A 12546-nucleotide genomic window follows, 5' to 3' on the forward strand; every position below is an offset into this window, starting at 1 on the left:
ATGCTTATGGAACATCACCCGAACGCCGATACCGGCCCCGAGGAAACCGCGATCGAACTGCCGGACAATGGCCATGACAGCGACCATCCCTCGATCTGGATGCCGTTCTCGGTGTTCATCGATGGGCATGAACTGGAAGGTATCGGCGTTTCGCTGGTCGCGGCCTATGTCGGCGGCTGGCATGGCGGGGATATGTCCGGACATCGCATGATCGCCCGGTTCAGCTTCCAGTTCGAGGGCTATTCGGTGGTACTGCCGATCGAGGTGCGCGCCGAGCTGGAATCGGCAAGCGGCGGCGTCTACAAGCTGGTCTTCCTCAATCCCACCGGCCCGCACCTGGCGCATCTGCGCTATATGATGAACGCCTATCTGGCGGGCGATCTGGTGCAGATCAACGAATTGCTGCGCGTGCCGCCGGAAGCGCGGCAGAAATCGGTGGCGGCACCCCCGCCGCGCAAGAGTTTCCGCGAGAGGATGCGGCGCATGGCGGGCGCGGGCATGGTGGCGGCTCTGACGCTCGGCCTGATCGCGCTCACGGCTTACACCATCCACTATCACATCTTCGTCCATCGGGTGCCGGGGCTTGCCACCGTCACGCCGGCGGGCCTGCCGCTGACGGCGCCGGAAGCCGGACAGATCGCCTATGTCGACCAGAGCGCCGGGGAGGGGGACGTGGTGTTTTCGCTGCAGTCGGCGCGCGGCGGTATGCTGAACTTCTCCAATCCCTGCGATTGCAGGATCGTGCTGACCGAAAACGGCGCAGTCGGCGCCACCGTTCTGCCCGGCACGCCGATCGCCTATGTCAGGACCGATGATGCCGGCCCGACGATCAAGGTCACGATGCCGGACGATCTGGCGAAACTTCTGCTGTTCGGTGCGCAAGCCCATGCCTCGCTGCCGAATGGCGACGATCTGCCGCTGACCGTCAAGGACGTCAAGGCGGAGGACGGCGCTTCCGGCACGACGGCGCTGGTGACGTTCAGCGCCGCGCCCGATGCGCTGACGGCGGCCGATATCGGCAAGACGGTGGCGCTGACGGTGACCAGCAAGCCCTATGCGAACTTCCTGGAGCGGATCAAGACCCGGGTCTTGCGCTTCACCGCGACGAAGGAGATGAGCGAGCGGGCGAAGGCCTGGCCGCTGATCGGCAATGCGCAGGCCGCGACGGAGACGGGCCGATGAGGGCCGTCTATCCGCTCATCATGTGCGGCGGCGTCGGCATGCGGCTGTGGCCGCTGTCGCGGGCGGAAACGCCGAAGCAGTTTCACCGCGTGGCCGGTCGCGGCTCGCCGAGCTTCTTCCAGGCGACCGTCGAGCGGCATGGCGGCACCGGCTTTCACGCGCCCTATGTCAGCGTAAACAACCGCTACGAAACGCTGGTGCGCGCGCAGCTTCATGCGATCGGCCGCACGGGCGAACTCATGATCGAACAGAGTTCGCGGCACACCGGCCCGGCGGTGCTGGCAGCCGCCTTTGCGATCGAGGCACGCGATCCCGGCGCGTTGATGGCGGTGCTCCCGTCCGACCATCTGATCGAGGGCGATTTCGGCGCGGTGGTGCTGTCGATGCGCGCGGCCGCCGAGAGCGGCCGCATCGTGCTTTTCGGCATCCGTCCCGCTTACGCCGAAACCGGCTATGGCTATATTGTCGACGATGGACCCAACGACCGTTTCGAGGGCGCGCGCAATGTCTCCCACTTCATCGAAAAGCCGCCACGCGAGACCGCCGAGAAGCTGATCGAGAACGGCAACGCCTATTGGGCGTCAGGCGTCAGCCTGTTTCGCGCGGATGTGCTGATTTCTGAATATCAGCGTCTCGATCCCGAAACGACGGAGACCGTCCGGGCGGCGGTGGAGCGGGCTGCGCGGGAGCCTGGCCGCACCGTTCTCGACGACCGCTGCTTCCGCAAGGCCCATGCCGCGGCGACCGAAAGCGTCGTCTTCGAGCACAGCGACCGGGTGCTGATGGCGCCGGCTGATATTTCCTGGAACGATGTCGGAAGCTGGCGTTCGCTCTACGAGATCGGCCGGAAGGACGGCGATGGCAACGTCCTGAGCGGCGATGTCGTGCCGGTGGACACCGGCAATTCCTACATCCGCGCCGAGGATGGCAAGCTGATCGCGACGATCGGCGTCGACAATCTCGCCATCATCGACACCGAGGACGTTTTGCTGGTTGCCTCGCTTGAGCGCACCCAGGACGTGCCGCAGGTGCTCTCCGCGCTCAAGGAGCACAAGGGCGAACTGACCAAGCCGAAATGGGCGCATTCGGGCACGCCGTTGAAGACCGGCCCCGGTTTTCGCCTCGCCGAACACGAGATCATACCGGGGGCGGCGCTGACGATTGCGGCGGAGGAGAGCCGCCGCCGGGTGCTGACGGTCTGCGCCGGACATCTCCACCTGGAGCAGGGCGGAAGCCGGCGTGCCGGCGAGGCCGGAGACAGCTTTGCCATTGCCGCCGGCCATGGCGGCGTGCTGCGCAATCTTGGCGACGTCACCGCGACGCTGATCGAACTGCAATATGACGCCGACGACGTCAACGACGCGCCCTTTCTGGCGTCCGGAGGCGAGGCAAGATGACCCGAGTCGGGCGCGTTTATGGATGTTGCGCGGCACTGCTGCTGCTCGCCTTCGCGCCCGTTGCCGACGCGCATGATCATAATCGCCTGGCCGAGATCAACCGCAATGCGGACAGCCTGCTCGAGACGCTGAAGAGCGACGGCGCGGGCATCGCGCCGACGCTTGACGCGGCGCGAAAGCTGCTGGACGAGGCCGGCGTCAAGCCTGCGCCGCAGGCCCGGACGCACACATTGGAGCCGGCGGCGAACGCCGCCGATGCCGCCGGGGGCGCAAGTGCCCCCGCCGAATTCGACACGGTGCTTTTCGCGCCGCTCCTGCAGCAGGTCGCGCTGGAGACCGGCAATCTCGGTCACCGCGAACTGATGGAGGCGGCCGCGCCTTCGGGCGGACAGGCGCTGTTGCTGAAGCGCGGGTCGTTTACGCTCGCGGGCCTTGCCGACGCTCTGGCCGGCGACAGCGAAGGCGGCTGGCTTGCGGCCGCAGACAATGCTTACCGCCTCACGCTGCCGCTTTTCATTTCTGAAGGTGCCGCGCTTGCGATGACGAAGGGCGACCGTCTGGAAATGGCGACGGAGCGCGGCGTCTTCATCATCAATGAGGGGCTTCTGACGATCCGCGATGCCGAGGTGACCGGAACGGATGCAGCGCCGAGGGTCGTCGATTTCCATCCCTTTATCCTGACCGCTCGCGGCGGTCGCGCGGAGATCGAAGACAGCCGGCTTTCAGGTCTCGGCTATGACGGCCAGCCGCTGATGAGCGGGATCAGCTTTGCCTCCAGCCGCTTTGCCGGCAAGCGCAGCAGCGGGCGCGTCACTGGCAATATCCTCAAGGATATCCGCTCGGTGGAAGTGACCGCCGTCGCCGATTTCAGCTTTTCCGAAAACCGTCTCGATGGCGCGCGCGGCATGGGGCTCAGGCTCGAGCGGGTTGATCAGGGCGTCATCAGCGACAATCTGATCGTGGCGAGCGGGCAGCACGGCCTGCTGATGATCGGCGGCAAGAGCACGCTGGTCAGCGGGAATGTGATGGCGGAAAACGCCGGCCGCGGCATTTTCGCGCGCGACGGCGTCGGCCATGCGACGATCGCGGATAATGTCCTTCTGGCAAACGGCGTTGAGGGGATTTCGGTCGCCGGCGGGGCCTGTGTCGATATTTTCTCCAACGCCGTCATTCGCAACCGCGCCGATGGCATCCGGGTGGCGCAAAGTCTCGGCGTGCGCATTTCCGGCAACCTGCTTGCCCGCAACCAGGGCGCCGGCATTGCCGTCACCGATGCGATCTCTCCCGATGACGAGACCGAAATCACCGACAATATCTTCCTCGCCAATGTTTCCGGCATTTCCGCAGAGCGCTTCTCGCGTCTGCTTTTGAAGCAGAACGACCTGTCCAATCAGTTGCCGGTCATATTCGCCGGCGCGCTGCAATATGAAACGCCGCGCTATCTCACCTTCCTGCGCGCTCTCGACAAGGCATCCGATGCCGGCTTCCGGATATCCGCCGACGCCTCTGCGCCGCCATCGCTGTTTCGCGGCAATGGCGGGCAGTTTCGTCTGTCCGATTTCACCGGCTGCCATCCCGGGGAGGGCGAGTGATATGGCGAAGGTCCGCGCGATAGCCGCCCTGTCGCTGCTTTTGCCCGCCATTGCTTTCGCTGGCGACGGGTCGGTCCAGACAGCGGCCTCGATCTACGACAATGCCCCGCGGCTCAAGGATATCCGGGCGCGGATCGTTGCCGATGAGCCGGTGACGATCACCGAGCTCCAGATTCTCGCCGATGTTGGCGACGGGCTGGCCGCCTACCGGCTCGCCCAGCGGCTTCTGGCAATGAACCGGCCGGATCTGAACGGCAAGGCCGCGCAATATCTCGCGATCGCCGTGGAGGATGGCCGCACTTATGCCGTACCGCCGCTGTTTGATATCCTGTCGGATCGGACCAGCGATATCTCGCCGGTGCGGCTCGCCCATATCGAAAACGCGCTGGCCAGGCAGGCAGCCGCCGGAGATCCGGCATCGGTGATCGCGCTGTCGCGGCTTTACATGCAGGGCCATCCGTTCGGCTTGAGGCCGGATAAAGCCAAGGCGTTGTTGCGGGGTGCCGTCGACCAGCAATTCGTCGACGAAGCGCTCGCCCTGCAGATGGCCATGTTGATCGCCTCCGGAGGCTCGTTGACCACGGAGGATACTGCAGCGGTGCGCGCCTATCTAAAGGTGGCGCAGGAAAGCCCGGATATTGGAACGCGCACGGCAGCGGAAAACCTGCTGCGCGCCTTTGCAGAGCCAGAAGCGATCTCGGGGGAGGATGAGCATGGATAGCATGAAAACGATAGCGGCCTTGTGTCTCGCGACCGGGCTTGGTTGCGCCATTGCCCATGCCGAAGATGCGCCGTCATCTTACGGATGCGTCAATCTCGCGGAGCAGGGCGATCCGCAGGCGCTGGAGGGCAAGGACGGATTTTTCTTCACGGTGATGGATGATATCGCGATGAAATCCGTCGCCGATCCGGTGTTGGCGGAGAACGTTGCGGCGTTTTCGAAGCTGTTGAAGGCGCAGGGCACCATTCTGGTGTTCGTGCCCGTTCCCACGCGCAGCCAGGTGCTTGCCGACAAGGTGCCGCAATCGGCCTGGCTCTACGGCTACAAGGAAAACATAAATGCCGAAATCTATCAGGAGGCGATCAAGCGGCTGAATGACGCGGGCGTGGCTACGGTCGATCTGCTGACGCCGATGAAGGCCAAGGCAGCCGGTGACAGTTCTGTCTACCAGAAGGCCGATCCGCTTTGGACCACCGAAGGCGCGCGCATTGCCGCAGAGGCGATCGCGCAAAAGATTACGGCCATGCCGGAATCGCGCAAGGCCAATCTGATGACCTTCACCACCACGAAAGGCGAGGACTACACCCGCCGTTCGGACTTGCGCGAGGCGATCCAGGTCCATTGCAGCGATAGCCTGCCGCCGGTCACGGAAACCCGCTACGAGACCGTGGGCGAGGAAGCCTTTGCCGCCGACCGGCCGTTCAATATTCTGGGGTCGGATGCGCCGGTGCCGATCGTCCTCGTCGGGTCGCGGTTTTCGGCCGATGGCCAGAGCCACTTCGACGGGTTCCTGAAACAGTTCTCCAGCATGGATGTCGATAACCGGGCAAGCGCTTCGGGCAGTCCGTTCAAGCCGATCACCGACTATCTCCAGTCGGGCGATTTTCAGGCAAAGCCGCCGCTCTTCCTGGTCTGGGAGGTGCCGCCGGGCGGCAATCTCGCCAGCTACGGCCCAGAGCCATGGGAGACGCTTTCGAAAGGCGCTGCAGGCGATTGCGGGCCTGACGGCTGCGGCGCGGCGGCGAAAGGAAGCGAATGAGGCGTTTGAGCATGCCCGGACTGCGACACTGTGGACGCGACCGCGTCCGGTCATTCCTACTGACCCTCGCGCTGGCGGCGGCGGCACCGGCGGCGATGGCGCAACAGCCCGTCATCGATTTCCGCCCGCCCGATATCGAGGCGGCGAAGGTGTGTGCCGACCGCAAGTCCAACGACGCGCTGGAACTGCAATGGTCGAACTGGGACGGAAGGCAATTGCCGCCGGGCGTCGAATACCGTGATCTCGACCGTGAACTCATGCGGCTGCGCAATATCGATGCGGACAAATATTTCGACACGGTCAAGTCCGCCTACGACCTGCGCCGCCAGGAAGACCCCTATTACAGCCGGGCGGCCTATCTGCTGGATGTGGTGGCGCTCTATGTCGAGGCGGAGCGTTTCGACGAATTGAAGGCAACCGGCTTCGTCACGGAGCTGGAAACCATCGGGCCTTCGGCAACGCCGGGCACGATCAATTTCCTCGCCGACCTTTATCTGAATGGCAAGGCGGTGCCGCAGGATATCGACCGCGGCATCCAGCGCAAACTCCAGGCCGCCTATAACGGCGATCCCGACGCGGTGCTCTATCTGGCCGAAAAGACCAGCAAGGGAGAGGCGGTTCCGGGCTGGGACATGGATCCGCAACTCGCCTTCACGCTCGGCTTTTCATCGCTGCTTGGCAATCTCGACAATGCGATCTGCGGTCGGGTGCGCCGCATCGCGCGGGCGTTCGAAAGCGGGGAGGTGATCGCGCAGGACCATGCGCTTGCCGAGGCGTGGTATCGTTTCGCGGCAGATCTCGGCGATGGCCAGTCCGCCTGGGAGACGGCGCGCTATCATCTTTCCGGCGAGGGCATCGCGAAGGATAACACCACGCTTCTGCGTTACCTCCAGCAGGCTTTCGACGCCGATATCGTTCCGGCGAAAGTGCAGATGGCAAGGCTCTACGAGGACGGCGTGCTGGTGCCGCCCGATCCCGAGCGGGCGATGGCGATCTACGATCAGCTTGCCGAAGACGGCGAGCGCGAGGGCTTTGCCGGCGCCACGCGGCTGCTTGCCGCGCGCGGGCTCGAGACGCCGGAAGACCGTCAGAAATATCACGACCGTCTGGTGGCGCTGGCGCGCTTCCCTGATGCGCCGGGCTGGGCGTTTTCGCGGCTTGGCTCGATGGCGCTTGAGGAAAGCGGCCCGTGGGAAGGGCAGGCGGAGGCGCGGCAGTTCTTCGAAGCGGCCGCCGAACGCGGCGACAGCGCCGGCAAGCTTGAGCTCGCCCGGCTCTACCTGCGCGACGGCGACGAGGCCGACCGCAAAAAGGCCGTGGAACTGCTCAAGGAACTGATCGCCGCCGAGGGGGCGACCCCGGCCGTGGACGAACTGAAAAACGCGTTGCTCTGCGCCAATCCCGATGGCCCCCAGACGGCCGAGTGGGAGAAGTGGAAACACCTCGATCGCGACAACCAGCCGCAATTGCCGGAGGATATCACCGCCGATGCGCTGGTCGACAATGCGGAGGCGACAGCCAGCCTGCAGAGCGCCGCCCTTTCCGGCAGCACCCAATCGGCCGGCGACCTGACGTCGGTCCTGGCGCGGCTGCATCCAGACCGGTTCGATGATATCGTTGCGCATTGGCGGGCGGCGATGCGCAGCCAGGACGGCGGCGAGGCGGCGGTGCTTGAGGGCGCCTATCATGCCGCGGACTCTGATGCGAAGCGCGAAAGCGTGCTTTCCGCCCTGGAGACGCTTGCCGCCTCCGGCGATGTCGCGGCCAAGACCGTGCTCGCCGAGATCCATATGGCGGCTGCGGGCAGTGACGCCGCTTCGCTCGACAAGGCCACGGCGCTTGTGGAAGATGCCGGAGGGCAGATCAAGGGCTCTACGCTCTGGCACCTCGATGACGCCTACCGCGCCGCCGGCAAGGGCCGTTACGAGCCGCCGCAGGACCTGCTTTCGGATATCGCGGCCTATGGCGATTTCGAGGCTCTGCTTTTCGCCGCGACCCGGGCCGCAAGCGATGAGGATCGCTCGCTTTTCTATGACCGCGCCAGGGCGGCGATGCCCTGCGATTTGAACGCTCTTGCCCGCAAGGCTCAGTATGCGCTGAACGCCGGCCGCCCCGGGGAGGCTGACGACGCGCTGGATGTCGCGCTGGCGCTTTCGCCCGATCAGGGGTGGCAGCAGGTCAAGCTCGCCGACATCTACACCACGCTCGGCTCGATCGCCGATCGCGAGGAGGCCTTCAAGCTCTATGAAGCCGCGCATGGTCAGGGCTATGAGCCGGCCTCGCGCCGGCTGCTCGACTGGTATTCCGATCCAGACAGCCGGTTCTATCAGGAGGATGAACACGCGAAACTTCTGCTGGAGGAGCTCCAGAAGGCCGCTCCTTCCGAGCTTTACGGACTGGCCAACCGGTTGAAATATGCGCCCGAAGCCGTCAGAAACAGCGTCAGCGCGGCCTTCGACTTGAAGGACGCCTATCGCCAGGGCGCCGAAGCGGGCGATCCCGTGGCCATGCGCGAATATGCCAAGATGCTGAACCGCGATCCCGCTTCGCAAAAGGAGCTGAGCGACGCGACCGACTGGCTCACAAAGGCCGCCAATGCCGGTGACGCCGAGGCGATGCTGCTGCTGGCACAGGCCTATGCCTTCGGCGCGGGCGTGGAGCATTCCGCCGAGAAGGCGGGGCAATGGCTGAAGGCGGCGGCGGCAGCGGGCGATGAAACCGCCGGGACCCTGTTGCCCGGCCTCAACACCAATTGAACATGACCAAGCGAAAGGCCGCGATTTGTCAGAGCTCCGACCATCTTTCCCGCAAATCGGCCGGCTGGCGGCCGGCATTGCCGTTCTCGCGCTCGCCGGCTCGCCTGCCCTGGCCCAGGAGGGTGATGAAGCGTGCCCGGCCTTTCCGCCGCCGACCGTCACCCTCGACTATGGCAGCCGCTACGACGAGGGCAGCGCCGATCGCTCCACGCTCGATGAGGATAGCGACGCTGCGGTGGATGCGGCGCTGAAGGACGCCGATGACTTTATTCGCGAAATCACCGGCCTTGCCAATGATGCCCGGGCCAATCCCGCTGTCGCGCCCTTCAACGCGGCTTGCGTGATTAACGGCGTTCATGCCTGGGCCGCGGCCGATGCCTTCGGTAAGCTGGAGACGGAAAACGCCAAGATGACCTATGCCGCGCGCGTTGGCGGCATTGCCAGCGCCTACCGCCAGGTGCGCGATCTGGCCGATGGCCTGACCAACGAGAAGGCGACGATCGAGGCGTGGCTGAAGAAGAATGGCGATTTCCTGATTGCCTATTGGGACAATGATGCCCCGCCCAAGGCGAAGCTCGGCAATCTGCGGCTATGGGCCGCCTATGCGGTGACGGAAATCGCGCTGATCGTCAAAAGCCAGGATTACATCAATTGGGCCTTTGCGAGCCACCGCGCCGTGCTGGCGACGGTCGCCGAGGATGGCAGCATGCCCTATGAAATGCGCCGGGGAAAATACGCGCTGCATTATCAGCTTCATGCGCTCGCGCCGCTTTCGGCCTCCGCCGCGCTGATCTGCCACAATGATTACAGCTATAGTTCGGACGAGGAAGCGGTGATCGAGAAGGCCGTCGGCTTCGCGCTCGCCGGGATCGAGGACCCGTCGAAGGTTGCCGCAATCGCCGGCGTACACCAGTCGGTGCCGCAGGGGCTTTCCGAACAGGAGCCGTTCACGATTGCATGGCTGGAGGCCTATCTGAGCCTTGTCAGCGATGGCGATCTCGACCGCAAGCTTGCGCCGCTGCGCCCGCTTTCCAATTCCAAGCTCGGGGGTGATCTGACCCTGCTTTATCGCAATAACCCGGCCATGCAGCCGGGATGTTTCGGGAAGCAGAAGTGATCAGGAGCAGCGCCGAAGCTGCGCTTCGTAGATCTGGGTCATCTTCTGGGCGCGCGCCGCGCCGCTCTTGGCCACCGGCCGGTTCTTCCACACGCCGCGGGAATAGCCGCTGTGGCCGGAATGATAGGCGAGGTAGAGATTATAGGGATCGTTAAGCGCGATGCCGTTCCGGATATGGCTCTGGTAGTGATACCAGGCGATGAAGTAGATCGCGTCGCCGAAATCCGTGCGGCTTGCGCCGCGCTGGCCGGCGCGGGCCTGATATTCCGCCCAGGTGCCGTCCAGCGCCTGCGAATAGCCGAGCGCGCTGGAGGCGCGGGGGCCGGGGATAAAGCCGAGGATTTTCTTGCGCGGCGGACGGGCGTGGGAATCGAAGGAGGATTCGACATAGATCGTCGCCATCAGCACCGAAACCGGCACGCCGTAGTCGCGCGAGGCCTTCTCGGCGTCGCGGCGCCAGTTTTCGAAGATTCCGTTCTTCTGCGCGAAGATCGCGCAGCTGTTGCCGACATTGCTGACCGTGGTCGAGCAGGAGGCGAGCGCGGCAAGCGAAATCACCGCAAAGAGCGTGATGAGGCGACGAATAGACATGGAACCAGCATCTACCCGGCAGGATTTAAGAAAGGGTTCTTAAAAATGGTTAACGTTGAAATTCGCGATCCCGCCCGGCTTTCGCGGCAGCCCGGAAAACGATGAACTTAGCCTTTGACAGACGGACGGCATGACGATAAGGGACCGCCTGATGCAAAAGCGCACAGGCGCTGGTGATGCCAGCCTTCAACCGCAACATGAGAGGTCGATCGTGGCGAAAGCGGAACTCGGAACCAAAAGAACATGCCCCGATACGGGCAAGAAATTCTATGACCTGAACAAGGACCCGGTGGTTTCGCCCTATTCGGGCGGTTCCTGGCCGCTTTCATATTTCGAGGATACCGCCTCGATCGCGGTTGTCGAAAGCGAGGAAGAGGAAAATGACGTCAAGGAAGTCGATACCGAGGAGGGCGATGTCGAACTGGCCTCGATCGAAGCCTCCGACGACGACAGCCCCTCCGACAACATCCCGGGCGACGACGATGACGATGTCGACCTCGATGATGACGACGACGATACCTTCCTCGAGACCGACGATGACGATGATGACGACGATGTCTCCGGCATTATCGGCGTCTCAGACGACGACGACGACAGCTGACGCGACCGCAAGCGGTCTTTGACGATACAGGCGACGCCGGGTCAACGCGACCCGGCGTTCTGTTTTTAAAAGGCATGTCCGGCTTCGTTTTCGGGACAAGTCGGGCGGCGGATCGGGCCCGAGGGATTTTTTCAGGGCTTTGATTTTTTGGGGCTTGCATCGTGCGAAAATCCACAGTAACAAGCCGCCACCCGACGCGAAAACGTCGCTTCGCACCGCCCCGGCGGTCTCGAAGATTGGGGCTATAGCTCAGCTGGGAGAGCGCCTGCATGGCATGCAGGAGGTCAGCGGTTCGATCCCGCTTAGCTCCACCAAAACTTTCTTTTTGTTGTAAAATGTCACATGGATTGACCTTTTTGTGCAGGCTTTGACCTTTTCGGTCACTTGGTTTGAACTTTTTCTATGTTCGAGGCGGCAACATGGGCTGCTGGCATGGCATTAGGGAGTTGGGATCGGTTCGTTCTGCCGATGGTCGAGGTTTTCGCCCGTTGGTTTCAGGATGCGCTTTAAATCAGCCAGCATGTTAGCCAGGTCATCATGACAGGGCATACCTGACCGCTTCGCGTGTCCAAAAGTCGTTGTGCGTAGGGCAGCTAGAACTCCCCATAAGCGGACCCCGCCGATGACGATATTTCGTCGATTGTCCTGTGGGTCTTCTCAAGCCATTGATCGTTCCAGCCTCTGCTTCCGGCACTCCCAGTCAGGCATCACCTTATCTAGAAGTTCGAAGAATGCTGGGCTGTGATATGGCTCGGCCACATGGCAGAGCTCATGGGTGATCACATAGTCTATAGCGTCGACTGGCGCCTGCACGAGGCGCCGGTTCAGCAGAAGGCGTCCTGTCGGAGACATGGACCCCCACCTCTGCCGGATCTGACGCACGATGAGACCTTTCGGTCGGAATGCTTCGGGAGCAGGAAAACGACCCAGACAGAGTTCGATCCGCTCAGGAAACTTGATGTGGGCCCGATCCCGATACCATGCCTCGACAAGTTCGCGCGTCACATCAGACCTATTAGGCCGGTGGGTTTGCACCACGATGAAACCGCGGATCAACTTCACACTTTCCTGGAGATGTGGAACGACTTTCAGCCGGTAGTGGCGCCCGAGGTAGAGATGCGTCTCCCCAGCCACGAACCTGCGCTCTGGCGTCCTCGGCAGGAACTGGGAGAAGTATCGCTGCTGCCTTGTCACCCATGCTGCCCGCTTCCGCAGCTTGGCTTCGATCGCCTCTAGCGTCGCGTCTTCCGGGGCTGCGATAACCACCGACGTATCCGGCTCAACGGCGATCTCCAGTGTTTTCCTCGGGCGTCGTACGATCTCGTACTGAATTTCCTGCATACCGTACTGCAGGCAGCGCAGCTCCCGCGTCATGCCGCAAACCGGGCCCGAGCGAGGTCCATGATTTTCAGTTCGAGCTCGTCGAGCACCTCCACAGGAAGGTCGATGCCCTTTTTGTCGCGCAGGATATCGAAGAAGTAGTCATCAATGGCGTTTGAACCGCTCCGGGTTTGCCGGAGGCTTGGTTTCAATAGTTACGCGGCTTGGAC

Annotated in this window: 10 protein-coding genes and 1 tRNA gene; 9 read left to right on the forward strand and 2 right to left on the reverse strand. The window is 63.3% G+C overall.

Annotation, left to right across the window (positions count from 1 at the left end):
- From V6767_RS12390 to V6767_RS12420, 7 genes are read left to right on the forward strand one after another with little or no spacing between them, the layout of a single operon-like run.
- Entirely contained in the window at positions 1-1182 is a 1182-nt protein-coding gene (locus tag V6767_RS12390) for a hypothetical protein (protein ID WP_448473777.1), read from the forward strand.
- Positions 1179-2579 (forward strand): mannose-1-phosphate guanylyltransferase, encoded by a 1401-nt coding sequence (locus tag V6767_RS12395; RefSeq protein WP_448473778.1) that lies wholly within the window; start codon positions 1179-1181, stop codon positions 2577-2579. The genes V6767_RS12390 and V6767_RS12395 overlap by 4 nt, the downstream gene beginning before the upstream one ends.
- Positions 2576-4171, forward strand: coding sequence for a right-handed parallel beta-helix repeat-containing protein (locus V6767_RS12400; protein ID WP_448473779.1), 1596 nt, complete (start codon positions 2576-2578; stop codon positions 4169-4171). Before V6767_RS12395 ends, V6767_RS12400 begins: the two co-directional genes overlap by 4 nt.
- 1 nt (position 4172) lies before the next feature.
- Positions 4173-4892: a hypothetical protein gene (locus V6767_RS12405; protein ID WP_448473780.1), complete on the forward strand. Its 720-nt coding sequence runs from the start codon at positions 4173-4175 to the stop codon at positions 4890-4892.
- Entirely contained in the window at positions 4885-5931 is a 1047-nt protein-coding gene (locus tag V6767_RS12410) for an alginate O-acetyltransferase AlgX-related protein (RefSeq protein ID WP_448473781.1), read from the forward strand. Before V6767_RS12405 ends, V6767_RS12410 begins: the two co-directional genes overlap by 8 nt.
- Positions 5932-5942: 11 nt before the next feature.
- Positions 5943-8687, forward strand: a complete 2745-nt coding sequence (locus V6767_RS12415) for a tetratricopeptide repeat protein (protein WP_448473782.1) — start codon at positions 5943-5945, stop codon at positions 8685-8687.
- Positions 8688-8712: 25 nt separating this feature from the next.
- Positions 8713-9804 (forward strand): alginate lyase family protein, encoded by a 1092-nt coding sequence (locus V6767_RS12420; protein ID WP_448473783.1) that lies wholly within the window; start codon positions 8713-8715, stop codon positions 9802-9804.
- Here the strand turns inward: V6767_RS12420 and V6767_RS12425 are convergent, their stop codons facing one another.
- Positions 9805-10395: a transglycosylase SLT domain-containing protein gene (locus tag V6767_RS12425; RefSeq protein WP_230722757.1), complete on the reverse strand. Its 591-nt coding sequence runs from the start codon at positions 10393-10395 to the stop codon at positions 9805-9807. It lies immediately after the preceding gene.
- Positions 10396-10606: 211 nt separating this feature from the next.
- On the opposite strand from V6767_RS12425, the gene V6767_RS12430 reads away from it, so the two are divergent.
- Entirely contained in the window at positions 10607-10996 is a 390-nt protein-coding gene (locus V6767_RS12430; RefSeq protein WP_026173289.1) for a TIGR02300 family protein, read from the forward strand.
- 238 nt (positions 10997-11234) lie between these two features.
- A tRNA-Ala gene (locus V6767_RS12435) sits at positions 11235-11310 on the forward strand.
- Between the two features lie 343 nt (positions 11311-11653).
- Here V6767_RS12435 and V6767_RS12440 read toward each other — a convergent pair.
- Positions 11654-12370, reverse strand: coding sequence for a M48 family metallopeptidase (locus tag V6767_RS12440; protein WP_448473784.1), 717 nt, complete (start codon positions 12368-12370; stop codon positions 11654-11656).
- Positions 12371-12546 lie beyond the last annotated feature (176 nt).

The organism is Martelella sp. FLE1502 (genome assembly GCF_053484255.1).

Bases quoted from the DNA above. Each gene is read 5' to 3' on its own strand.
- V6767_RS12390 (WP_448473777.1), top strand. From the start codon at position 1: ATGCTTATGGAACATCACCCGAACGCCGATACCGGCCCCGAGGAAACC.
- V6767_RS12395 (WP_448473778.1), top strand. From the start codon at position 1,179: ATGAGGGCCGTCTATCCGCTCATCATGTGCGGCGGCGTCGGCATGCGG.
- V6767_RS12400 (WP_448473779.1), top strand. From the start codon at position 2,576: ATGACCCGAGTCGGGCGCGTTTATGGATGTTGCGCGGCACTGCTGCTG.
- V6767_RS12405 (WP_448473780.1), top strand. From the start codon at position 4,173: ATGGCGAAGGTCCGCGCGATAGCCGCCCTGTCGCTGCTTTTGCCCGCC.
- V6767_RS12410 (WP_448473781.1), top strand. From the start codon at position 4,885: ATGGATAGCATGAAAACGATAGCGGCCTTGTGTCTCGCGACCGGGCTT.
- V6767_RS12415 (WP_448473782.1), top strand. From the start codon at position 5,943: ATGCCCGGACTGCGACACTGTGGACGCGACCGCGTCCGGTCATTCCTA.
- V6767_RS12425 (WP_230722757.1), bottom strand. From the start codon at position 10,395: ATGTCTATTCGTCGCCTCATCACGCTCTTTGCGGTGATTTCGCTTGCC.
- V6767_RS12440 (WP_448473784.1), bottom strand. From the start codon at position 12,370: ATGACGCGGGAGCTGCGCTGCCTGCAGTACGGTATGCAGGAAATTCAG.